This window comes from Pontibacter amylolyticus (genome assembly GCF_014638845.1).
In the GTDB taxonomy this organism is placed as follows: domain Bacteria; phylum Bacteroidota; class Bacteroidia; order Cytophagales; family Hymenobacteraceae; genus Pontibacter; species Pontibacter amylolyticus.
Map to the genome: position 1 here is coordinate 63915 of NZ_BMFP01000002.1, position 24220 is coordinate 88134.

23 protein-coding genes and 2 tRNA genes are annotated in these 24220 nt (G+C 52.0%); 21 read left to right on the forward strand and 4 right to left on the reverse strand.

The genetic code is table 11. The annotated features are described in order from the left end of the window. The first annotated feature begins 6 nt into the window (after positions 1-6). From ccsA to IEV97_RS05255, 21 genes are all read left to right on the forward strand, one after another. The gene (gene ccsA / locus IEV97_RS05155; protein WP_188500461.1) at positions 7-2604 is read left to right on the forward strand and encodes a cytochrome c biogenesis protein CcsA; all 2598 of its coding nucleotides are present in this window, start codon (positions 7-9) and stop codon (positions 2602-2604) included. A gap of 118 nt (positions 2605-2722) precedes the next feature. Then, the gene (locus IEV97_RS05160) at positions 2723-3640 is read left to right on the forward strand and encodes an O-fucosyltransferase family protein (protein WP_188500462.1); all 918 of its coding nucleotides are present in this window, start codon (positions 2723-2725) and stop codon (positions 3638-3640) included. A 7-nt stretch (positions 3641-3647) separates the two neighbouring features. Continuing rightward, positions 3648-4793, forward strand: coding sequence for a glycosyltransferase family 61 protein (locus IEV97_RS05165; protein WP_188500463.1), 1146 nt, complete (start codon positions 3648-3650; stop codon positions 4791-4793). After that, positions 4790-5569, forward strand: coding sequence for a Rossmann-like and DUF2520 domain-containing protein (locus tag IEV97_RS05170; protein WP_188500464.1), 780 nt, complete (start codon positions 4790-4792; stop codon positions 5567-5569). The genes IEV97_RS05165 and IEV97_RS05170 overlap by 4 nt, the downstream gene beginning before the upstream one ends. 116 nt (positions 5570-5685) lie before the next feature. Then, complete coding sequence (locus IEV97_RS05175; RefSeq protein ID WP_188500465.1) at positions 5686-6015, forward strand: 2Fe-2S iron-sulfur cluster-binding protein; 330 nt, start codon at positions 5686-5688, stop codon at positions 6013-6015. Between the two features lie 45 nt (positions 6016-6060). Next, positions 6061-6303, forward strand: a complete 243-nt coding sequence (gene iscX, locus IEV97_RS05180; protein WP_188500466.1) for a Fe-S cluster assembly protein IscX — start codon at positions 6061-6063, stop codon at positions 6301-6303. A gap of 92 nt (positions 6304-6395) precedes the next feature. Beyond that, complete coding sequence (locus IEV97_RS05185; protein WP_188500467.1) at positions 6396-6893, forward strand: KdsC family phosphatase; 498 nt, start codon at positions 6396-6398, stop codon at positions 6891-6893. 117 nt (positions 6894-7010) lie between these two features. Then, a complete protein-coding gene (locus tag IEV97_RS05190; RefSeq protein WP_076669063.1) occupies positions 7011-7205 on the forward strand; it encodes a cold-shock protein in 195 nt (64 codons plus the stop codon). 112 nt (positions 7206-7317) lie between these two features. Next, complete coding sequence (locus IEV97_RS05195) at positions 7318-8163, forward strand: geranylgeranylglycerol-phosphate geranylgeranyltransferase (RefSeq protein WP_188500468.1); 846 nt, start codon at positions 7318-7320, stop codon at positions 8161-8163. A gap of 360 nt (positions 8164-8523) precedes the next feature. Next, positions 8524-8967, forward strand: coding sequence for a Fur family transcriptional regulator (locus IEV97_RS05200; protein WP_188500469.1), 444 nt, complete (start codon positions 8524-8526; stop codon positions 8965-8967). A 60-nt stretch (positions 8968-9027) separates the two neighbouring features. Then, a complete protein-coding gene (locus IEV97_RS05205; protein ID WP_229733810.1) occupies positions 9028-9531 on the forward strand; it encodes a PaaI family thioesterase in 504 nt (167 codons plus the stop codon). A 165-nt stretch (positions 9532-9696) separates the two neighbouring features. Beyond that, positions 9697-10269, forward strand: coding sequence for a DUF1697 domain-containing protein (locus tag IEV97_RS05210; RefSeq protein WP_188500470.1), 573 nt, complete (start codon positions 9697-9699; stop codon positions 10267-10269). A gap of 114 nt (positions 10270-10383) precedes the next feature. Beyond that, positions 10384-10839, forward strand: coding sequence for a DUF1801 domain-containing protein (locus IEV97_RS05215; RefSeq protein ID WP_188500471.1), 456 nt, complete (start codon positions 10384-10386; stop codon positions 10837-10839). Positions 10840-10921: 82 nt separating this feature from the next. Then, on the forward strand, positions 10922-11509 hold the full coding sequence (gene purN, locus IEV97_RS05220; RefSeq protein ID WP_188500472.1) for a phosphoribosylglycinamide formyltransferase: 588 nt from the start codon (positions 10922-10924) through the stop codon (positions 11507-11509). A gap of 63 nt (positions 11510-11572) precedes the next feature. Then, positions 11573-13096 carry a bifunctional phosphoribosylaminoimidazolecarboxamide formyltransferase/IMP cyclohydrolase gene (gene purH, locus IEV97_RS05225; RefSeq protein WP_188500473.1) on the forward strand — a complete coding sequence of 508 codons (1524 nt, stop codon included), beginning with the start codon at positions 11573-11575 and terminating at the stop codon, positions 13094-13096. 424 nt (positions 13097-13520) lie between these two features. Beyond that, positions 13521-14546, forward strand: a complete 1026-nt coding sequence (locus IEV97_RS05230; protein ID WP_007652384.1) for a rod shape-determining protein — start codon at positions 13521-13523, stop codon at positions 14544-14546. Positions 14547-14555: 9 nt separating this feature from the next. Next, complete coding sequence (gene mreC, locus IEV97_RS05235) at positions 14556-15419, forward strand: rod shape-determining protein MreC (RefSeq protein ID WP_188500474.1); 864 nt, start codon at positions 14556-14558, stop codon at positions 15417-15419. Beyond that, positions 15412-15936 (forward strand): hypothetical protein, encoded by a 525-nt coding sequence (locus IEV97_RS05240; RefSeq protein ID WP_188500475.1) that lies wholly within the window; start codon positions 15412-15414, stop codon positions 15934-15936. The genes mreC and IEV97_RS05240 overlap by 8 nt, the downstream gene beginning before the upstream one ends. Beyond that, the gene (mrdA, locus tag IEV97_RS05245; RefSeq protein ID WP_188500476.1) at positions 15933-17762 is read left to right on the forward strand and encodes a penicillin-binding protein 2; all 1830 of its coding nucleotides are present in this window, start codon (positions 15933-15935) and stop codon (positions 17760-17762) included. The genes IEV97_RS05240 and mrdA overlap by 4 nt, the downstream gene beginning before the upstream one ends. A gap of 4 nt (positions 17763-17766) precedes the next feature. Then, positions 17767-19092, forward strand: a complete 1326-nt coding sequence (gene rodA / locus IEV97_RS05250) for a rod shape-determining protein RodA (RefSeq protein WP_188500477.1) — start codon at positions 17767-17769, stop codon at positions 19090-19092. Positions 19093-19444: 352 nt separating this feature from the next. After that, positions 19445-19717 (forward strand): DUF4242 domain-containing protein, encoded by a 273-nt coding sequence (locus IEV97_RS05255; RefSeq protein WP_188500478.1) that lies wholly within the window; start codon positions 19445-19447, stop codon positions 19715-19717. 60 nt (positions 19718-19777) lie between these two features. Here the strand turns inward: IEV97_RS05255 and IEV97_RS05260 are convergent, their stop codons facing one another. From IEV97_RS05260 to mutS, 4 genes are all read right to left on the reverse strand, one after another. Then, positions 19778-20902 (reverse strand): class I SAM-dependent methyltransferase, encoded by a 1125-nt coding sequence (locus IEV97_RS05260; RefSeq protein ID WP_229733811.1) that lies wholly within the window; start codon positions 20900-20902, stop codon positions 19778-19780. Between the two features lie 137 nt (positions 20903-21039). Then, a tRNA-Leu gene (locus tag IEV97_RS05265) sits at positions 21040-21123 on the reverse strand. Between the two features lie 85 nt (positions 21124-21208). Beyond that, positions 21209-21281 (reverse strand) — tRNA-Gly (locus tag IEV97_RS05270). Between the two features lie 167 nt (positions 21282-21448). Next, positions 21449-24079, reverse strand: a complete 2631-nt coding sequence (gene mutS, locus IEV97_RS05275) for a DNA mismatch repair protein MutS (protein WP_188500479.1) — start codon at positions 24077-24079, stop codon at positions 21449-21451. Between the last annotated feature and the right edge of the window lie 141 nt (positions 24080-24220).

Consider the following 24220-nt stretch of genomic DNA (forward strand, 5'->3'; position numbering starts at 1 on the left):
ATCAAGATGATTAATACGCTAATCGGAGACTTTGGCCACGCGAGTGTGATTGTGGCTTTTGTAGCGGCCATTGTAGCCTCCTATGCTTATTTTATGGCCGCGCGCCAGAAAACGGAAGAGAGCGGCGATACCAGCTGGCGCAAACTGGCACGTGCTGCCTTCTATGTGCACGGTATAGCGGTGGTGGCCATTATCTTCAGCCTTTTCAACATTATCTACGAGCACCGTTACGAGTACTATTACGCTTGGAGCCACTCGTCTAACCACCTGCCTGTTCACTACATGATCTCCTGTTTCTGGGAAGGTCAGGAGGGTTCGTTCCTGCTTTGGATGTTCTGGCACGTGGCACTGGGCGTGGTGCTGATGAACGCTGGCAAGAAAAACAAGCAATGGGAAGCGCCTGTCATGGCCATCTTCTCTTTCGTGCAGATCTTCATCTCGTCCATGATTCTGGGTGTGGTGATCGGCGATTTCAAGCTGGGCTCGTCTCCTTTTATCCTGATGCGCGATTTTATGGCCGACGCCCCGGTGTTTGCCATGGACCCGAACTTTAGGCCAGCCGACGGCACCGGTCTGAACCCACTGCTGCAGAACTACTGGATGGTGATTCACCCGCCGACCCTGTTCCTGGGTTATGCCGCCTCGCTTGTTCCGTTCGCGTTCGCCATTGCCGGCCTTTGGAAAGGCAAGTTCAGTGAGTGGATTCGTCCTGCAATGCCATGGTCACATTTCGCGGCCGTAACGCTGGGAATCGGTATCATGATGGGTGCATACTGGGCTTACGAAACCCTGAACTTCGGGGGCTACTGGAACTGGGACCCGGTGGAGAACGCGGTGTACATCCCGTGGCTCGTGCTGGTGGGCGGTATCCATACCATGATTGCCTATCGCCGCAGCAAGCAAGGCCTGCGTGCCTCCTTCATCCTGGTGATCACCTCATTTGTTCTGATTCTGTACGCGACCTTCCTGACGCGAAGCGGTATTCTGGGCAACGCCTCGGTACACTCCTTTACGGACTTAGGTCTGTCAGGCCAGTTGTTTACCTACATGATGGTATTCACGGTGCTCGCTATCGGCCTGTTGGTGTATAACTGGAAGAAGATCCCCACGACAGAGAAAGAGCTTTCAACTTACAGTGCTGAGTTCTGGGTATTCATTGGCGCTGCCGTGCTTTGCCTGGCCGCTTTCCAGGTGCTTGTAACGACTTCTATACCTGTATATAATTCCTTCCTTGGTTTCATCGGGATAGAATCTAACGCCGCCCTGCCAGCCGACCAGATTGAACACTACACCAAGTTCCAGTTATGGGCAGGTGTAGCCATCGCCATCCTGACAGGTGTTGGCCAGTTGCTGTGGTGGAAAAAAGCGAACAAGAAGAGTTTCAAGGACGCAATCACCATGCCGCTGATGCTCACGCTGTTGTTTGCCAGTTTGGTGATCATCCTGTCCAACAAGTTTGATGTCTTCACTTTCAAACTCGACAACCCGGTATACATCCTGCTGTTTGTGGTATCACTCTTCGCGGTGTTCGCCAACTTCAGCATCATACTTGGCCTGTTGCAGAAGAAAATAACACTGTCAGGCGGCGCCGTGGCACACATCGGTATAGCCCTGATGCTGATCGGCATTCTGTTCTCCTCGGGCTACTCGAACATCATTTCGCAGAACAACTCAGGCCTGCTCTACTCACGTGAGTTCCCTGACGAGATCAACCGCGACAACGTGCTCCTGTGGCGCAACACGCCTGTGCAGATGGATCGCTTCAAGGTAAGTTACCACGGTCAGTTCCAGGAAGTGGAAGGCGTGCCGGGCTATGTGACCAAAGAGTTGCTTTACCAAACAGACGACATGTACAAAGCCATTGCCCGTGGCAAAATAGAAGCTAAGGGCAAGGTATACTACGAAACCGGCGACACAGTGGACCTGATTTCACCGGAAAACACCTACTACGAAGTGAGCTACACGAGCGACAAGGAGAACTTTGTGCTATACCCTAGAGCGCAGGTTAACCCGAACATGGGCCTCCTCGCCTCTCCAGACATCAAGCACTTCACAGACAAGGACCTCTATACCCACGTTTCCACTGTTCCGGACCCGAACGAGGAAAAGGACTGGGGCGAACTGCAGGAGTACGTACTCTCTGCCGGCGACACAATCGTGATCAATGACTACATCGCCATATTCAACGGCATTGAGCAGATAGAGCAGGTGCCGGGCGTAAAACTGGCGGAAGGCGACGTGGCGGTGCAGGCCGCCATGAAGATCATGGGCGAGCGCAAGAACTACCACGCCCACCCTGTACTGATGATCAAAGACCAGATGATGGGCCGCGTACCGGAAGTCATCGAAGACCTGGGTATCCGCATCACCTTCCTGAACATCGACACCGAGAACCACCGCTTCACGATCGGGGTGAACGTGACACAGAAAGACTACATCATCCTGAAAGCGATGGAGAAGCCGTTCGTGAACATCCTCTGGATCGGCACCATCATCATGTCCATCGGCTTTGTGATGGCAATTGTGCGCCGCAATAAAGAAGGTGGCTCTGGCGAGAGCAAAGCTCCCAAGGTGAAAGAGGAACGGAAGGCACAGGCAGCGTAAAACTGCTAAATTGTATTAGATTTGTAAGGCAGGCTTGTAAAGGCCTGCCTTATTTGTTTAGATTCTGACCATACCCTGGACATAAAGTGTATGAATTAATTACCTTTAGCTCTTCTCGATGAAAAGCCGCGACAAACTATACCTTAAACCTGTAGGCGGGCTCTGTAACAGAATGCGGGCCATAGATTCAGCCGTGAGGCTGGCTGAAGAAACCGGGAAACAGCTTGTCGTGTTTTGGGGAAGAGACCAACGGTTAAACTGCAGATACGCTGCTTTATTTAAGCCCTCACCGAACTTCAGTGTGATGGAAGAAAAGCAGTGGGCGGGCAAAAAAGCCATCTTCCCTTATCTACCGGGTTCCAGACCAATGAGCATAGGCAAAAAAAGTCTGTACGCACTGACTAAGTTTGTCTTGAATATTAATGCAGAAATATGGTATGAGGAGATAGAACATACAGTAGCTCCGCTTGACACCTCTATCCAACCTAATAAAATTAGGAGTATGCAGGATTATGAAGTACAGTCATTGTCAAGCATTAACCCACTATTGCAGGTACTGAATACTATAGGGAGCGCCTTTGTTTGCTCTGCCTGGAAGTTGACTTCTGGCCAGAACTACAGAGAGAATTTTGTTCCAATCGACAGGCTTCATAGTCAGATAGCCGAACTGAGCAACCGCTTCACCAATATGGTTGGCGTGCACATACGCCGTTCTGATCACACAGCATCCATCGAGCACAGTCCTTTACAAAAATTTACTAGCGCAATGGATCGTGAAATAGAAGAAAATAACGCTAATTTCTTCCTGTCTACGGACTGTAAGACAACCGAGAAAGAACTCCTGGAAAAGTATCCTAACAGAATTACTACATTCCAGAAAAGCAGCTATAATAGAAATTCCGAACAAGGTATACAGGAAGCCTTAATTGATTTATATTGCCTTTCTAAAACTGATAAAGTTCTGGGCTCCTATTACAGCTCTTTTTCACAGGTGGCTGCTGAGATTTCAGGTATAGAAGAAGTTACGATTAACTAGGAAAGGAATGGCAGCTGCTTTTTTCAGGATACTCAAACGTAAAATCAACAGTGCCTTCTATGTGACGTTACGCCTTTTCAGTTATTACCCCTTCTTCTCTTACCTGCACGGCCGTGGCGAGAAAATCAATTTGACAGAAGAATACGAAGTGGATTTTACAGAGGATGAGAAAGCCTTTTTAAAAAAGTGTGCTGCGTCCTACAACTATTTTGAATCTGATTATGGGCTGGGGCACAGACAGAAAGAGCTTTCGGTTTTTAAACTGAAAGATGTCACCTTTTTAAGCCACACCGGAGCTATCCTGCTTAACCATAAACTGATTGTAGAATCAGCTTCAAGCGTAACCCGGCTTACAGAAACGAAGGCTTTCCGGGACTTCAGTCTGCTGTTTCCACATACCTATTCGTATGGAGTATATACCACCATACAACATAGTCACTGGGCTGACAATAATATCTCTCACTGGTTAATTGACTGCCTGCCGCGCGTGTACATTATCACGCAATTAATAAAGGAGCCGGTTACCCTTTTGATGTGGAGTGGGGCGCACCCATACCAGAAACAAATGCTGGAATACTTACTGCAGGATTATCCGCACGTCAAGATAAAGTACATCAGCAAGCATCATAAGATCAGAATAGCTAATTTTTACCTGCCGTCTTTTGTAGCAGCGACCTTTAGCGCATACCTGCCGATAGAAGTTAGTCAGTGGATAAGGGAAAAAATCTGGGGTGGCTATGGGATTGAACGCGATAATCCAAAAAAACGTGTTTACATCAGCCGCTCGAAAGCAACACTTCGCCGCATCTTAAATGAACAGGAGCTGATCGCGCTGTTGGAGCAGTATGGTTTTATCACGATCTGGGCTGAAGACCTGGATTATAGATCACAGATCCAACTGTTCTATGACGCCGAAGCTGTCGTGTCCTCCCATGGGGCCGGCCTGACCAATATTCTATTTGCTGAAAAATGTCACGTGTTGGAGTTTCATCCAGCCAAAATTATGAAAGCACACTATATGCTATTAAGCAAGGGGCTCGGGTTCAATTACACCCCCATCATTGGGTCTCACGGAGACGACAGGGAGTGTTACACCGTGCCATTACCAGAGGTAACACAGTGGCTTCATACAAATTTTAACACAATTCCATGAAAATCACCCTCATAGGCTCCGGCAATGTGGCCTGGCTCTTGGGCAAAGCGTTGCAACAAGCAGGGCATGATATCGTAGCCGTGTACAGCCCTACTGCGGCACACCGGGAAGCCCTGGCTCAGGTGCTGCCGCCAGCCAAGGCAGTCGACTCGCTGGACTTGCGTGCCACAGGTGCCGAGCTGTTTGTGATTGCCGTGCCGGATGCGGCCATTGCCTCGGTAGCCGCGGCAGTTCGGGTCCCGGATGGCGCGATCGTAGTCCATACCTCCGGCTCGCAGCCACTGGCAGCGCTGCAAGGTATAGCGGGTGCCCGACCCGGCGTATTTTATCCTTTGCAAACCTTCTCGAAGTCGAAACCTGTAGATTTCAGCACGACACCCATACTAATAGAGGCTGAAGACGAGCAGACGCTGCAGGCTTTGCAGGCCCTAGCCAGCACAATCTCAAAGGAGGTGCATCAGGTAGACTCTCTTAAAAGAAGGCAGCTGCACCTGGCGGCTGTGTTTGCCTGTAACTTCACGAACCACCTGCTGGGTATAAGTCGTCAGCTGCTCCAACAGGCAGCGCTGCCCGATACGTTGCTGCAGCCGCTTATTCAGGAAACGATTGCCAAGGCGATGCAAAACCACCCCTTCCTGGTACAGACCGGGCCTGCGGTACGCCACGACCAAAACGTGATTGAGGAGCATCTGAGATTGCTGCAGGACCAGCCGCTTTACCAGCAGGTATACCAACTGCTCACACAAAGCATACAGGACCATTCCCAAAAGCGTTAGGCATCCCCAGCGTAACCAATTGATCCCCCTACAGTTATATTCGGTGGAGGTATAAAGCGCCCGGCTTTGAATCGGGGGGCATGTTTACTAACTTTGCACCGTAAATAGCAAGACTCATGAAAATTGTAAATATAACTTTCAAATTCGCTGACGGGTCACCGGATCAGGTCCTCCCGGCTGTGGAGGGCGAATCGGTGCTGGACGTGGCGCTTAACAACGACATCAAGCTACAACACAACTGTGGCGGCGTGTGCGGTTGCAGTACCTGCCACGTGTACATCGAGTCGGGAATGGACGACCTACCGGAGATCTCCGACAAAGAAGAGGACTATATTGACCGTGCCGTAGACCCGCGCATCAACTCCCGCCTGGGTTGCCAGTGCGTCATGCAGGGCAACGAGGACATTGTGGTCACCATCCCGCCGCAGGACTTCCTGGGTCACTAAGAGGAAGCGATTAAACTTAAGTCAACATAGATAACCTGAAAAGACATGGATAAGAATTATGAGCCGCCAATTCACTGGAGCGACCACGAAGACATAGCGATGGCCCTGTACGAGAAATTCGGCGATGACTTCAACGAGTCAAAAATCTACCGCGTACGCTTTACCGAACTGCTGGAGTGGATTCTGACGCTGCCGAACTTTGCCGGAAAGCGTGAAGAATCGAACGAGGGGCACCTGGAGCAAATACAGGCGGCCTGGGTATACGAGTGGCGCGATAATCAGGACTAAGCTGATATTCAGCCCTGAAAAATTCGTAATATTAAATTAAATATATATTTTTAAAGGTCCTTTCACTGGAAAGGACCTTTTTCATTTAGCTTATGTCTATCACACAACCTGACCTGACACGCATCAACACCTTCGTTTTCGATGTGGACGGCGTACTAACAGATGGCTCCCTCTACGTGTTTGCTGACGGCGAGAAAGTGCGTGCCTTTAACATTAAAGACGGCTTTGCGATCAAACACGCCATACGCCAGGGATACAATGTGGCCATTATCTCCGCTAAAAATGAGCCTGGGGTACGTGTGCGACTCGAGGAGCTTGAGATTGAGCACATTTTTCTGGGTGCGGAAGACAAAGTGGAAGAACTTGAAAACTACCTGTACATGCAGGGTGTTCACCCCGCCACAGTAGCCTACATGGGCGACGATATGCCAGATATGGAAGCCATGCAGCGCTGCGGCCTCAGGGCCTGCCCCGCCGATGCAGCCGATGATATACGCGAGATATGCACCTTTATTTCAACCAAAGACGGCGGTAAGGGTGCTGTGCGTGAGTTGATTGAAAAAATCATGAAGGTGCAGGATACCTGGTAAGCGCATTATACTTTTCTCAAATCAAATAGCAAATTTCTTTTACATAAAAATTTGCATATATATAATTATTTTTTAATCTTACAGACAGTTTATTCAAAATTATTTATTTTCATTTTTATGAAGACAGGAAAAGTAAAGTTCTTTATTGAATCAAAAGGCTTCGGCTTCATCACCGAAGACGAAACAAATGAGGATTTCTTCGTGCACGTAACGGGTTTGAACGGCCTGCAAATCCAGCAGCACGACAGAGTAGCTTTCGACACGCAGGAAGGCAAAAAAGGAATCAACGCGGTAAACGTACAGCGTCTCTAACAGCTCTACACCGACAAGAAAACCCCTTCCAGCAAGGGGTTTTTTTATGTCCTTAGTTTGAGGTGCCACCTACTGGTCTTAACTTTACAAGGGCTATACCTGTTATCTTGTCTTGAAAGAATTCTTATCCCTTATCCGCTTTCCCAATCTGCTACTCATACTCCTGAGCCAGGCGCTGGTGCAAGCCAGTTTGCTGAGCGCGGGTATAAATTTCTCAGGTATACCCACTCTTGGCTTCCTGATACTGACACTCTCCACGATGTGTATTGCCGCAGCGGGCTACATCATCAACGACTATTACGATATCAAGATCGACGCCATCAACAAACCTGACCGGGTGGTGGTTGGCAAAAGCATACGCCGCAGACCGGCCATGTTCACGCACATGGTGCTTTCGTTTGTAGGTATAGCGCTGGGTTTCTACCTTTCGATACCGGTTGGGCTTATCAATGTAGGCGCGGTCTTCCTGCTGTGGGGCTATTCTGACCGGTTAAAGAAATTACCATTAATTGGCAACCTGGTTATTGCACTTTTATCGGCCTCTATGCTGCTGGTTGTGGCCGTTTATGCGGGCAAGCTCAACAAAATCACCATCAGCTACGCGGTGTTTGCCTTTCTGATTTCGCTTATCCGGGAGATCGTCAAAGACATGGAGGATGTGCGGGGAGACGCCTCTTTTGACTGCCGTACGCTTCCAATCGTGCTGGGTATACGGCGTGCCAAGTACGTGCTATACCCTGTTATCGCGCTTTTCCAGGCCTTCCTGCTGGTGGTCATTTTTCACCCCGTCACAGGGATAGGCTTTGACATTTACATGCTGCTGCTGGTGCTGATCCCGAGCATCTGGATGACGGTAAAACTGGTGCGGGCCGACCGCAAGCGTGACTTTACCTACCTGAGCAACCTGGGCAAGTTCATTATGCTGACTGGTATTCTGTCGATGTTGTTGATCAATTAAAAACCAGGTATACCCATTAGCCCCTTCCCTTTTAATTCAAACTTCCAGAAGGTGAGGGTATGATGAAGCTACCATCTGCTACTTCATTCCCTGTACCTCTTTTAAGAATACAGACGCTGCGCTATACCTAACCTGATGCGCTAGCCAGTCTCGCTCAAACCGTCCATCACTATAACTGTGCGAGCGGGAGTATCCGGTACTTATACCTGCCCCTGCACACAATTGTCTGGCATCAGCACCGCATAACTATTGGTGTTGAAGGTAAGAGGTAAAGGACTTGCATTTTAGATGTGCATTTTGTTAATTACATAGTCTATTTGCTTTCGCAACGGATAGCCGTACCCGAACCTACCTTACCTTATGAACAAACTTCACCTGTTACTCGAGGCCTACGGGCTTCGGAAGACGAAGTGCCGTATAGAGGTGCTTCGTTTGTTTCTTGAGCACCGACACGCCCTGGCGCACGCTGCCATAGAACAGCAGCTCGGCCCACAGTTTGACCGGGTCACGCTGTACCGCACCCTGCACGCCTTTGAGGAGCATGGGCTGGTGCACAGTATCCCCAGCACGGACGGCATTACGCGCTATGCCCTTTGCCAGCAGGCCTGCAACAAACACCGGCACCAGCACGACCACATTCACTTCAGCTGTACTGCCTGCGGACATACCTACTGCCTGAACGAGGTATACGTGCCGACGCTGCGAATGCCGGAGGGCTACCAGGTGAAGGAATTCCGGTTTTGTGTGCAGGGTGTGTGCGACAAGTGTGTATTGCAGCCAGTAGAGTACTTAGCGCACGCATAGCCAATTGCTATACCTGATAACCCTTGATCCTTTAGCGAAACCTGTATACAACCCATTGTTATGCCCGCAACCACTCTGACCGCTGCCGACCAGTTTCGCCAGCTTGCCGCCTCCCCCAGCAAACTGCGGCTCTTTATGCTGTCCAGGCTACCGATGGCTTATATGGCCGGCCTGCGGGTTGGTTCTATTTCAGAAGAGCGGGCGGAGGTGACGATCCCCTATAAGTATCTCAACAAGAACCCGTTCAACTCCATCTATTTCGCGAGTTTGAGTATGGCGGCCGAGCTTTCGACGGGTTTGCTGTGCATGGCCCAGACTTACAAGTCAGTCCCGGCTGTGTCGATGCTGGTGGTGCACATGGAAGCGGATTTTATGAAGAAAGCAGTGGGGAAAATTACCTTTAGCTGCGAAGACGGACATAGTATAAAAGCAGCCGCAGACCAGACCAAGCTTACTGGCGAAGGGGTAACCGTAGTGGCTACCAGCACAGGTATAGACGAGGCCGGCGACAAAGTGGCCGAGTTTCGGTTCACCTGGTCGTTGAAGGCGAAACTGAAAAAATAAGGATGGAACCTGGTAGCTAACAGCTGGTTATACTTCGTCTATACAGCTGCTCTAATCGAGCCATTTAGCGTTGTGCCGGCCGGTGCTATACCTTACACCTGCATGTATTCAAAAGCGACGAGATCCTTCCATACACAAGCTCAATCTATACCTTATTCTTCCAACATGAAGACATACATTGTTCTGCTACGGGGTGTGATGCCTACCGGGAAAAACAAGGTGCCGATGGCACAGCTGCGTCAGGTATTGAGTGATGCCGGCTTTCAACAGGTGCGCACCTGGATTCAGAGCGGGAATGCTGTGTTGCGCAGCGATTTATCAGCCAAAGAGGTAGAGTTGCGGGTACATCAGCTGATCAAAGAGCATATCGGTCCGGACTTGGCCATCGTGGTCAGAACCGGTCACGAGCTCAGGCAAATGCTCGACAACAACCCGTTTCTGGGTGACGAGTACCCGATAGCGCGGGTGTTTTTTGTCTCTTTTCAGGAGTCGCCGGCTGAGGAGAAGGTACAGGCACTGCTCGCACAGGACTTTGGGCAGGAGAAACTTCGTATAGACGGCATGTCAGCTTACATGTTCATACCTCAAGCCTTCAGCGACAGCAAACTCAGCAATAATTTCCTGGAGCGGAAGCTAGGGGTTGCGGCCACCACCCGAAACTTTAACACCATCACTAAAATGATTGCCTGGGCTGAGGAAGAACAAGACGTAGCCACTCCCCATAAAATTAGCTCATGAAGAATGCCTGAATCTGGTATTTTGCCTGCGCCGGCATCCGCCTGAAATAGCGCCCCTAACTACTGACAGTACAGACAGCGTAACTTAACAAGCCATATACCTACAACAACCAATATGCAATCAACCGCCCCGACACCCGAGCTATACCTGGCCGAGCTTCCCGAAGAACGCCAGCAAATCATGAACGACCTAAGAGAGGTGATCGTCAGGAATATTCCAGCGGGTTTTGAAGAAATGATGGGCTACGGCATGCTGGGCTACGCAGTTCCGCACAGCCTCTACCCGGCCGGCTACCACTGCGACCCAAAACAGCCGCTGCCTTTTATGGGCATCGCCTCGCAGAAGAACCACATCGCCGTGTACCACATGGGGATGTATGCGGACGAAGGCCTGCTCAACTGGTTCCAGGAGGAGTTTCCGAAACACAGTAATCGGAAGCTCGACATGGGCAAAAGCTGCATCCGTTTTAAGAAGCCGGAGCATGTGCCGCTGGCCCTTATCGGTGAATTGGCCTCCAAAATGACGCCGCAGGAGTGGATCGACCTCTATACCCGTACCTTCAGAAGATAAAAGCCATACCTTTTCTGCCTGTTTTTGCTGGCTCCTATACCTAAACCAGCTATATTTGCGGTTTCAATCGATAGCTATACCTTTGACACCAGCAGATAAAAAGAATATAGTCATTTTCGCTTCGGGGTCGGGCAGCAATGCGCAGCGCCTGATGGAGTACTTCGAGCACCATCCTGCCATACGTGTGGCCGCCCTTTTCGCCAACAATCCGAAAGCGTATGCCCTAAAACGAGCCGAGACCTTCCACGTCCCGGCTTTTTTGTTTTCCCGCGACGAGTTCTATAACTCCACGAAAGTGCTGGAGCAGGTACAGTCCTTCCAGCCCGATCTGATCGTGCTGGCTGGTTTTCTATGGCTCGTGCCCCAGAACTTCCTGCAGGCCTTCCCGGACCGCATCATCAACATTCACCCGGCCCTGTTGCCCCAGTACGGCGGCAAAGGCATGCACGGGCTCAACGTACACACAGCCGTAGTTACCGCCGGCGATAAGGAGTCAGGCATCACCATCCACCGCGTGAACGAGGAGTACGACAAAGGTGAGTTTGTCCTGCAGGAGCGCTGCCCGGTATACCCCGACGACACGCCTGAGGATCTGGCGGCCCGCGTACTGCAACTTGAGCACAAGTATTTGCCGGAGGTAGTCGAGAAGCTGGTACTGCAACTGCCTTAGAGCTTCCGGCACCATCAGCACATTAAGCAATTAATCCATTAGCACATTATATAGCCTATACCTATGCAATCTGTCAAAATCAAATCCGCACTTATCTCGGTTTACTACAAAGACCGCCTGGAGCCACTGGTAGAGCTCCTGAAGCAGCACAACGTGACCATCTACTCTACAGGTGGTACGCAAGCCTTTCTGGAAGAGCAGGGCGCTGAGGTAGTAGCCGTAGAGGACCTGACCGCTTACCCTTCTATCTTCGGAGGCCGCGTGAAGACCCTGCACCCAAAAGTGTTCGGTGGCATCCTGCACCGCCGCGCCAACGAAAGCGACCTGGCCGAGCGTGAGCAGTACGAGATTCCGCCAATCGACCTGGTGGTGGTAGACCTGTATCCGTTCGAAGAGACGGTGGCGTCAGGTGCATCGGAAGCGGATGTGATTGAGAAGATTGACATTGGCGGTATTTCCCTGATCAGGGCCGCGGCCAAGAATTTCCAGGATGTGCTGATCGTGTCGTCGCGCGAGCAGTATGACGAGGTGGTGGAGTTGCTGCAAACGAAAGACGGTGCTACGGAGCTGGCGGATCGCAAGCGTTTCGCGGCCAAGGCGTTTGACATTTCATCCAACTACGACACGCACATTTTCAACTACCTGAGCAAAGAGCAGGACATCCACGTGTTCAAGCAGAGCGTGCGTGAGGCGACTCCGCTGCGTTACGGCGAGAACCCGCACCAGCAGGGCACCTTCTATGGTAAGTTGGAAGACCTGTTTGAGCAGCTAAACGGCAAGCAGCTTTCTTACAACAACCTGGTAGACGTAGATGCCGCCGTGGCTCTGGGTGCTGAGTTCGAAGAGCCCGCCGTAGCCATCCTGAAGCACACCAACGCCTGTGGTTGTGCAACTGGAGAGACGATCAAAGAAGCTTATCTGTCTGCCCTCTCCACCGACCCGGTTTCGGCTTTTGGTGGTGTGATCATCGCCAACCGCACCATCGACCTGGGTGCTGCTGAGGAGCTGAACAAGCTGTTCTTCGAGGTACTGATCGCCCCTGACTTCGACGCGGACGCACTCGAGCTGCTGCGCACCAAGAAAAACCGCATCCTGCTGAAACAGAAACCAGTAGAGCTGCCAGCCAAGCAGTTTAAGACATTGCTGAACGGCGTGATCGAGCAGGACAAAGACCTGAAGACCGAGACAGAGGCCGACTTCAAGACAGCCACCAAGCGTGCCCCTTCGGCAGCCGAGAAAAAAGCGCTCGTGTTTGCAGCCAAGGTGTGCAAGCACACTAAGTCCAACACTATCGTGCTGGCTACCGATAAGATGATGATCTCGAGCGGCGTGGGCCAGACCTCTCGTGTGGACGCCCTGCGCCAGGCGATTGAAAAAGCCAAAAGCTTTGGTTTCAACATCAGCAACACGGTAATGGCCTCCGACGCTTTCTTCCCTTTCCCGGACTGCGTAGAGATTGCGGACCAGGCAGGTATAAAGGCAGTGGTGCAGCCGGGCGGCTCCATCAAAGATCAGGACTCGATTGACTATTGCGACGCCCACAATATGGCCATGGTGATGACGGGTGTGCGCCATTTCAAGCACTAAGGTATAGCGCCTGTTGCAGGTATAGAATTTTTCAAAAGCCCCATTCAAAAAAGAATGGGGCTTTTCTTTTACGTCCTGTACTCCAGCCAAGCAGGTATAGCAGGCTTCTGATGTGTCGTATACGTCGCCACAAGTTGTGTTAAAGCTAACCTCGCAACATGCTGCGTGCTTCCGGTAAACTATTTATCCATCCGGCCAAATCAAACTCCAGCACACATCCAATTTTATACCCGCAGATGCGTTATGTAAGGCAACACAGAGAATTGTATGGAATATGGGAAAGAAAAACTCTGAAAACTTTTACCTCTTCTGCATCAGCATTATTAATTCCGCTGAAAATCACTAATTTTGCGGCTAGTTTTTGATTAGAAATATTGTATATTAAACATATAACTGGGCAGCCGCACGCCTTCAAAAAATAAGAATGGGACTATTTAACTTTCTTACCAGCGATATAGCCATTGATTTGGGTACCGCCAATACCCTGATTATCCATAACGACAAGATTGTGGTGGACGAGCCATCCATCATCGCTGTGGATCGCACCACGGGCCGTGTACTTGCAATTGGCCGCAATGCCATGCAGATGCACGAAAAAACCCACGAAAACATCAAGACCATTCGTCCGCTGAAAGACGGGGTGATCGCTGACTTCCATGCCGCTGAGGAGATGATCCGGGGTATGATCAAGATGATCGACACGGGCCGTCGCCTGTTCCAGCCTTCGCACCGCATGGTGATTTGTATTCCTTCAGGTATAACCGAAGTGGAGAAACGCGCGGTGCGTGACTCGGCCCAGCATGCCGGTGCCAAAGAGGTATGGATGATTCAGGAGCCTATGGCCGCTGCCATAGGTATAGGCATCGACGTAGAGCAACCGATCGGTTCCATGATCGTGGACATCGGGGGTGGTACGACGGAGATCGCTGTGGTGGCCCTTTCCGGCATTGTGTGCGACCAGTCCATCCGCATCGCCGGCGACGTGTTCACCAAAGACATTCTGGACTACATGCGCCGCCAGCACAACCTGCTGATCGGCGAACGCTCTGCCGAAAAGATCAAAATCGAAGTGGGCTCTGCGTTGACAGAGTTGGAGAACCCACCGGCTGACTACGAGATCCGTGGCCGCGACCTGATGACAGGTATACCGAAGGTGATCAAGGTAACGTACCAGGAGATCGCCATTGCGCTGGACAAGTCGGTGTCGAAGATCGAGGAAGCTGTGCTGAAGGCGCTGGAAATCGCGCCGCCGGAGCTTTCTGCCGACATCTACGACAACGGCATCCACCTGACCGGTGGTGGCGCATTGCTGCGTGGCTTCGACAAGCGTCTGGCTGCCAAAACCAAACTGCCGATCCACATCGCCGAAGATCCGCTCAGAGCGGTAGTGCGTGGCACGGGTGCGGCTATCAAAAATCTGGAAGGTTTTAAGAACGTCCTCCTGACTTAAAAGTGCCGCATGCGGAATCTATTTGCATTTATTTATCGGTTCCGTGCATTCCTTCTATTCGTGTTGCTGGAGGCGCTCTGCATCTTCCTGATTGTGCGCTACAACACATATCAGGGAGCCGCTATGTTCAACTCCGCCAACACCTATGTGGGGCGTGTGCTGGAGTTTCAAAGTGGCGTAACCGACTACTTCAGGCTGGCGTCTGTGAACAGTACGCTTGCCCAGGAAAATGCCGTGCTACGCCAGCAACTCATGTCTTACAGGCAGGACGCTGAAGCAGACAGCACCGATCAGCTTGACACGACCTTTTTCGCAGCCACCGACTCTGCCAAATCAGAGCCCTTCATTTTGCATGCCGGCCGTGTTATTAACAACTCAATCCGTCGCACGAACAATTATCTGACACTGGCAGCAGGAAGCCTGGATGGCGTGAAGCCGGGTATGGGCGTTATTTCCCCGAACGGGGCTGTGGGGCGCGTAAAAACCGTATCGAAGCACTATGCCACCGTTACCTCGCTCCTGCACTCACAGATGCTGATCTCGGCCAAGATCAAGAAAGACAACACCTTTGGCACCATTAAGTGGACCGGCGGCGACTACCGCACGGCCCTGCTCGACTACATACCGCTTCACGTGAAGCCCGAGCCCGGCGACACCGTGGTGACTAGCGGCTTCAACACGGTTTTCCCGGAAGGGATCATGATCGGCACCATCAGCGAGGTGGAGCGCGAGCTGGATAAGAGTTTCTATACCATCCGGGTGCAACTCTCGGTTGACTTCGCCCAACTCTCCTTTGTGTATGTCGTGGAAAATCCGCGGCGCCCGGAGCAGGACTCCCTTGAAACAGAAGCAGGAATAATCCCCCATGAATAACAGCTTAGGTATAGGACATATAGTGCAGTTTGTGGTATTTGTGGCCTTGCAGATACTCTTAATGGACAACCTGGTGCTGTTCGGCACCGGCTTCAGCTTCATCTACATCGCCTTCCTGCTTTTCCTGCCCCTTGAGATGAACCGGGTCCTGCTCCTGTTCCTGGGCTTTATAGCGGGCTTTGCAGTCGATATTTTTTATGACACGATGGGTATACACGCAGCGGCCAGTGTGCTGCTAGCCTATTTAAGACCCATGATATTGAACCTTCTCACACCGCGTGATGGTTACGATACGAATGACTCCGTGAACATACACATCATGGGCTGGCGCTGGTTTCTGGCGTACGCCCTCACCCTGATCCTGGCGCACCACACAGCAGTGTTTCTGCTCGAGATTTTCAGCCTGGAGGGTTTGTCGGCCGCAGTGCCCAAAATACTGCTGAGCACCTTGTTCACGGGAGTGGTTATGGTTATATTGCAGTTACTGTTCTTCTCCCTTAAGAGAGCGAATAGATGAATTACCTCGAAAACAGAAAATACGTCATACAAGCAATCTTCCTGGTGGTGGGTGTGGTTTACGCACTGCGCCTTTTCTACATCCAGGTAGTGGACAGCAGCTACAAGCAGGCCGCTGAGACCAACGCGATCAAGACGGTTATCCAATACCCTTTCCGGGGCCTGATCTACGACCGCAACGGCGAGCTGCTGGTGCAAAACACGCCCGTGTACGACCTGATGATCGTGCCCAAAGAAGCCCGTAACATCGACACACTGCGCCTGGCCGGCATGCTGGACATTACGCTGGAAGACGCCCGCGAGCGCTTCAAAAAGGCCCGCGCCTACTCCTGGGTGAAGCCCTCCATTTTTCAGCAGATGCTGAGCACCCAGGACTTTGCCCACATACAGGATAACCTGATCGATTTCCCCGGTTTTTACATCAACGCCCGTACCGCCCGCGGCTATCCGCACCAGAGTCTGGGGCATGCGCTTGGCTATATCGCCGAGATCAGCCCCAAACAGCTCGAGGACAGCACCTACGCAGGCTACCGTCCTGGCGACTACATCGGCAAGGCAGGTATAGAGATGGCCTACGAAAAGTACCTGATGGGCAAGCGTGGCGTCAAATACAAGATGGTGAACGTGCGCGGCATCGACAAGGGCTCGTTTAAGGACGGTGCTTACGATACGCTATCCATAGCCGGTCAGAACATGGTGAGCACCATCGACCTGGATTTGCAGGCTTACGGCGAACACCTGATGAACGGTGCCAAGGGCAGTATTGTGGCTATAGAACCGAAGACGGGAGAGATCCTGGCCTATATCTCAGCACCTTTCTACGATCCGAACCTGTTTACCGGCAAAGACTACGGCAAGAACTACATGCAGCTACTGCAGGATCCGGACAAGACCATGTTCAACCGTCCGATCATGGCCGACCGCAACCCGCCGGGCTCTATCTTCAAACTGACACAGGCCTTGATCGCACTGGAAGATGGTGTAATAGACCCCAATACAAGGTATGCCTGCAACAAATCGCTGGTGAATTGCCACCCGCACCCCTCGCCGCTCGACTTGCGCGGTGCCGTGCAGCACTCCTGCAACCCCTGGTTCTTCCAGGCCTATAAGGCGCTCATCAACCAGGGCAAGTCCAAAAACACCTTTACCGACACCTCGATTGGCCTGAGAGACTGGCGCGAGCATGTGCTGACTTTTGGCTTCGGCAAGAAACTGGGCATCGATATACCGGGCGAGAAGTCAGGTATCATCGCCTCCACTGACCTGTACGACCGTGTGTATGGCAAGGACCGCTGGAAATACTCCACCATCTACTCCCTCAGCATCGGGCAGGGCGAATTGGGTGTGACGCCGCTGCAGATGGCAAACTTTATGGCTATTGTCGCCAATAAAGGCTATTATGTGACCCCACACCTCATCCGTTCGATTGGCGAGGACGGTAAGCCCTTGGCAGAAAACTACGAACGTCACTATACCTCTGTAAAGCCTCATCACTTTGACCCGATTATAGAGGGCATGGCTGAAGTGGTACGCGCCGGTACAGGCCGAAAGGCCAGCCTGGGCAAAGTAGGTATAACCGTTTGCGGCAAAACCGGAACGGCCCAGAATCCGCAGGGCCCTGACCATGCCGTGTTCGTGGCTTTTGCCCCCATGGAAGACCCAAAGATTGCCATTGCGGTGTATGTAGAGCACGGTAAGTGGGGCGGACAGTCAGCGGCTCCAATTGCGGGCCTGATGATCGAGCAGTACCTGACGGATACGGTAACGATCAAAGAGCAGGAGAAGTGGGTATTGAGCCGCGAGTATTTGAATATTAGATCGAAGTAAGGGTATGTCAACAACGCAACATCGTGTACTTGGAGGAAAGATCGTGCAGCCTAGCAGCCGCCGCCAGTCAACCAGCGTGTTTGGCAATCTGGACTGGTTTACGGTGCTCATCTACTCTGTGCTGGTGGCGCTGGGCTGGATGAACATCTATGCCGTGGTGTACAGCCCCGACAACGTAGTGAACATCTTCAGCTTCGACATTAACTCGGGTAGGCAGCTAACGTTTATTGCAGCGGGTGTTATTCTAATAATAATATTGCTCGTAGTCGATTACAAGGTGTACGAGCACCTGGCTTATCCCATCTATGGCGGTATTATACTCCTACTGCTCTTTACGCTGGCAGTAGCCAACCCTGTAGCAGGTTCACGCTCCTGGCTTGATTTGGGGGCTGGCTTTCGCCTACAGCCTGCCGAGCTTTCTAAGTTTGCCACGGCACTGGCCATCTCCAAATACCTGAGCCAGGTGAGCCTGCGCCAGCAGAAAATGAAAGACCAGATGATCCTGGCAGCCATTACCTTTTTGCCGGCCGTCATCATCATTCTGCAGAACGAAACGGGTTCGGCGCTGGTGTTCGGCGCCTTCATTCTGGCTTTCTTCCGCGAAGGCATGTCGCCACTCATCCTGATTATCGGTGGATCAGCAGCGGCCATCTTCATCCTGACCCTGCTCGTTCCGAAGCTATACCTGCTTATCGGCATTGCCGCCCTCATGGGCCTGGCCATGTTCCTGGACTACCGCCTCATGCGCCGCTTCAAGACCATGATCGCGCTCTTTGTGCTGGTGGTCGGCATGGTGTTCAGCGTAGACTATTTCGTGAATGACATCCTGCAGCCGCACCAGCAGAACCGTATCAAGGCGCTGATTAATCCGGAGGCGGACCCGCTGGGCTATGGCTGGAACGTGACACAGTCAAAGATCGCGATAGGCTCGGGCGGATTCTGGGGCAAGGGTTTTCTGGAGGGGACGCAGACCAAGTTCGACTTCGTGCCCGAGCAGAGTACCGACTTCATCTTCTGTACCATCGGCGAGGAGCACGGATGGGTGGGCAGCACGATTCTGATCGCCCTCTTCCTATTGCTGATGATGCGCATCGTCTACATTGCTGAGCGGCAGAAGTCCGTCTTCGGCCGCACCTATGGCTACTGCGTGGTGTCGGTTATCTTCTTCCACTTTGTCATTAACGTGGGCATGACCATTGGCCTGGCGCCCGTGGTAGGTATACCACTGCCTTTCTTCAGCTACGGCGGTTCTTCGCTGTGGTCGTTTACCATCCTGCTGTTTATCCTGCTGGCCATCGATGCGAACCGGAACAGGGAGTTGGTAAGGTAAGGTATAGCAAAAGGTACTTCACTACAGAAAGCGGCCAGTGCAGCGGGATGCTCTTTTTAGGGTGATTCTGACGCACTGGCCGTTTTGTTTCTATTGATGCCCCTCCCACAGCATTAATTTCCCATCTATCGCCGTATCAAATCACCACAACTACAGACACAACAAACCGTAATCATATATTGCTGACAATCATTATTTTACAACCACACAAAGGCACTATCTGCAAACTTGTGCGTCTGCTGTTAAGGGGTGGTCGGCGGCATTACTCCACTTGCAGCACTAGCTGAGACTCCTGATACATTGTATATCTGATTTACAGCATCAAAACTATCTGCTTTACACTTATACCTCCATGCCTAAATTTGTCATTGAAAGAGAGATACCGGATGCCGGCAAGCTGACACCGGATCAGTTGAAATCCATTTCACAAACCTCCTGCGGCGTGCTCGACAAGATGGGGCCGAAGATCCAATGGGTCCAGAGCTACGTGACTGACGATAAGATTTACTGCATCTACAATGCGCCGAACGAAGATATGGTGCGGGAGCATGCCAGGCAGGGAGGCTTTCCGGCCAATAAGATAAGCAGGGTGGGCACGGTCATAGACCCAACGACAGCAGAGTAAAAATACCGTTGCATGGCCTTACGCGAAAGGTTAATCGGGAATTAAATCTTTGTTGCAGGTTTATTTCCTGGGGCTATACCTGATCAGTGACGTTGCTGTCAGCTTCGTAACAGGCTGTCCGGTTTTTGGATTAATGAATCGCACCAACCCCTGTCGCATGAGTCTTTCGTAGGCTGCAGCATAATTCGACAGGGTATAGTGCGTGCCCAAACTGTGCTGCTCGTAGATGTACTGCAGCGAGCGGTTGTTGCATCTTGTCGTATCTCCCGATAATTCCTGTGCCAACCTGGCTACAGCGTATTTGTAATGCTCCTGGAACAGGGACATCTGCTGCGCCTGCAGATTAACCCCGAATAGCGGCACCCCGTCTTCCTGGTAGTCGCTATACCCTTCCAGCAACTCTTTGAGCCTGGTATACGCTTGCGCTGACGTGGAGGCTAGCACAAGGTAGTAACCTGTCTGTTTTTTGTCAGGAAGATTAATCCGGAACCTTAAGGTATAGAAGCCTCTCCTGCTGAAAGTTTCTTCAAAGCAATCGAGCAAATACTCCTCTCTCCTGTCTGCGTTCCTGTTCTGCTTATAGAAGCCCTTAATCTGCTCCAGCCGTTCCTCAAAGATTTTCTGAAACAAGCTATCAGGCTTGGCCTTTTTCACGGCAGCCTCCAAGGTTTTCGGGTTGAAAAGCATCAGCAGGTCCGATGCACTGGTCTGAACAGCATGAAGCAGGAGTTGCTGTGCTATACCTTCCTCAACAGGGTTAAGAAAAGCGAGGGCCGGTTGACCTGCTTCCAGGATCTGCTCTGCCAGCGCCTCCCCGCTCTCCTCCAGCAGCATGACCGGCGGATGCACCAAGTCTTGGTAAAACGGCAGGTGCTCTACCTGCTCCTGCAGTTCAGCCAACGCAGGCTGGTCAGCGTCATAAAAGACAGTTTTTATACCTTGATTCAGATCGAGCCGGGAGCCAGTGCTTTTGTATACCTGCCGTAGCAGCTGCAATGCGGCGGGGGCCGGTTCGTCACGCTCTAGCCCAGCTTGCAAATCCATAAAGCGCATTCGTGTTTCAAACATACCAACTTGCTGCAGCCTGGTAGTGGCCCAAACTTCAAAAATACGGGGCAGCAGCTCAGCTTTGATTTCTGAGGCTGTTCTTTCGATCTTAAAGAAGTCGCGGGGTGCTGCGGACATGAATGGGGTATTGTGCTGTAAAGGTCTGTAATGCCTAACCTGTACGGATGTATTGCTTCAGGTATACAAAGTTAAAGCTTAATCAAACAAAAAGCCCTTGCAACTTCCGTTACAAGGGCTTTCTTCAGTTTATTCAGTACCAGGAGCGGGAATCGAACCCGCACGAGCTTGCGCTCACAAGATTTTAAGTCTTGCGTGTCTACCAATTCCACCATCCCGGCGCCTTCCGAAGCGTTTTTCGGAGAGGTGACTTTAAAAAACAAAGACGTTGCTTATCACAACGTCTTTGTCAATTTGCCTTTTTTGAGCGGGAGACGAGGTTCGAACTCGCGACCTCGACCTTGGCAAGGTCGCGCTCTACCAACTGAGCTACTCCCGCTTTTAGTCATTCCCTAAACCCCCTGAGCGATTTAGTGATACAAAGATATAGACAAAAATTCAGAAGTCAAGAGGCAGCGCTAAAATTTTCCGTCACTTTTTCATTTTCCCCTGATTTTCAGAGAGTAAATTTTTCGAAAAATCTTAGGCACAGCCCCGCTATACCTTTCAGCGCACCGTCTCGCCTTTGTCTTTCAACAATAATTTGAGCTCGTTGAGTTTCAAAAGTGCCTCCACAGGCGTTATGGTGTTAATGTCAAGCTGCTCCATCAGCTCTTTTACGCGCAGGAGCTGTGGGTCCTGCAGCTCGAACATGCTCAGCTGGAAGTTGTTCTTTGGCGCCGTCTTCATGCGCTGCTTCGGTGCCTGCTCCGACACTTTTTCCTTCTCGAGGTGGTGCATGATCTCGTCGGCCCGCAGCACCACGCTGTTGGGCATACCGGCCATCTGGGCCACGTGTATACCGAAGCTGTGCTCGCTGCCGCCCTCCACCAGTTTGCGCATGAACAGGATCTTGCCGCCCGTCTCCTTCACCGACACGTTGAAGTTCTTCACGCGAGGGAAGTCCTCGGCCAGCTGGTTCAGTTCGTGGTAGTGCGTGGCGAATAGCGTTTTGGCCCGGAACTTCGGGTGGTTGTGCAGGTGCTCAACAATGGCCCAGGCGATGGAAATGCCGTCGTAGGTGCTTGTACCACGCCCGATCTCGTCCATCAGCACCAGGCTGCGGTCCGAGAGGTTGTTGAGGATGCTGGCCGTCTCGGTCATCTCCACCATAAACGTGGACTCGCCCTTCGAGAGGTTGTCCGAAGCGCCCACACGGGTAAAGATCTTGTCGATGATGCCGATCTGGGCTGCCTCGGCCGGCACAAAGCAACCGACCTGCGCCATCAGCACGATCAGGGCCGTCTGGCGCAGCAGGGCACTTTTACCGGCCATGTTCGGACCCGTGATGATGATGACCTGCTGCTCTTCGTTGTCTAGGTAGATGTCGTTGGGCACGTACTCCTCCCCCAGCGGCAGTTGCTTCTCGATCACCGGATGGCGGCCTTTCTTAATGTCCAGCACGCGGCTCTCGCTTACCTCCGGCTTCACGTAGTTGCCAGCCAGGGCTATACCTGCGAAGGCACTCAGGCAGTCGATGACGGCAATGACTTTGGCGTTTTGTTGTATCTGCCCCACGTAATCCATCGCCTGCAGCACCAGTTCGTTGAAGAGGCCGAACTCGATGGTATAGATGCGCTCCTCGGCATTCAGTATCTTCTCTTCGTAGGTTTTGAGCTCCTCGGTAATGTAGCGCTCGGCGTTCACCAGCGTCTGCTTGCGGATCCAGCTGGCCGGCACTTTGTCTTTGTGCGCGTGCGTCACCTCCAGGTAGTAGCCAAACACCTTGTTGTAGGCAATTTTGAGGGAGCTTATACCTGTATTCTTCACCTCGCGCTGCTGCAGCTGGGCCAGGTAGTCCTTGCCCGAAAAGGCGATCTGGCGCAGCTCGTCCAGCTCCTCGTTCACGCCGTCATTGATCATGTTGCCCTGGTTGGTAAGCATCGGGGCGTCGGGTTTCAGGATGTTCTTGATCTCCTCGCGCAGGCCATCGCAAGGCGCCAGTTGGTCGGCCAGCTTTACGAGCGCAGGTATACCGCTGGCGGCTAGCATTTTTTTGATCGGCTGGATCGCGTCCAGTGCCTTGGCTAGCTGCATCAGTTCCCGTGGATTGACGCGACGCACAGCCACTTTGGAGATGAGGCGCTCGAGGTCGTTGATCTGCTTGAGGTGCAGGTAGAGCTCGTCAAGCAACTCGCTGTGTTTGGTCAGTGCTTCCACCGTGTCGAGCCGGCGCCTGATCTGTACCACGTCTTTCAGCGGCAACACTACCCATTTTTTTAGCAGACGCGCGCCCATTGGTGTGGTGGTCTGGTCGAGGATCTGGATCAGCGGCACGCCGTCCTGGTTCTGCGGGTAGACCAGCTCGAGGTTGCGCACGGTGAAGCGGTCGAGCCATACATATTTATCCTCCTCCAAACGGGAGATGGTGGCGATGTGGCTGATCTCGTGATGGTGCGTTTCGGACAGGTAATGGAGAATGGCACCCGCTGAGGTGATCGCCTCCTGCATGCCTTCTATCCCAAAGCCTTTGAGGGAAGTGGTGTTAAAATGCCGCGTCAGGGACTCGTAGGCAAAGTCGTAGCTAAACACCCATTCCTCCAGCGCATAGTACCTGAAATCGGGACCATAGCTTTGGAAGAAGGTTTCTTTCTCGCGCTTACAAAACAGCACTTCCGCCGGTGCCAAGCTCTGCAGCAATTTGCCCACGTAATTCTTGTCGCCCTGCGCCGTGATGAACTCGCCTGTGGAGATATCCAGAAAGGAGACGCCCGCCTCTGTCTTGCCGAAATGCACGGCTGCCAGGTAGTTGTTGCTGCGTCGCTCCAGCACCTGATCGTTAAAAGAAACGCCCGGTGTTACCAGTTCGGTTACCCCCCGCTTCACAATGCCTTTCACCGATTTCGGGTCCTCCAGCTGGTCGCAAATCGCGACGCGCTCGCCGGCACGTACCAACTTGGGCAGGTAGGTGTCGAGGGAGTGATGCGGGAAACCAGCCAGTGCCGTCTCAGAAGAGGAACCAGCTCCGCGCTTGGTCAGCACGATGTCCAATATCTTACTGGCCTTGATGGCGTCCTCGCCAAAGGTTTCGTAGAAGTCCCCTACCCTGAATAGCAGCAATGCGCCCGGATGCTTGGCCTTAATGGCGTTGTATTGCTTCATCAGTGGGGTTACAGTGCCGTTGTCTCCTCCTTTCATACCTGTATATCTTTGCTGGGATATTATCTTCCCGATTAATCTTAAGTTTTAAATAGTGCGAGCGTCCTTGCTCGTGGATGCTATAGCGAAGCCGCTGGGCCCAAGTATAGGCATAGCCTACTTTGATTCATAGCAAATGCT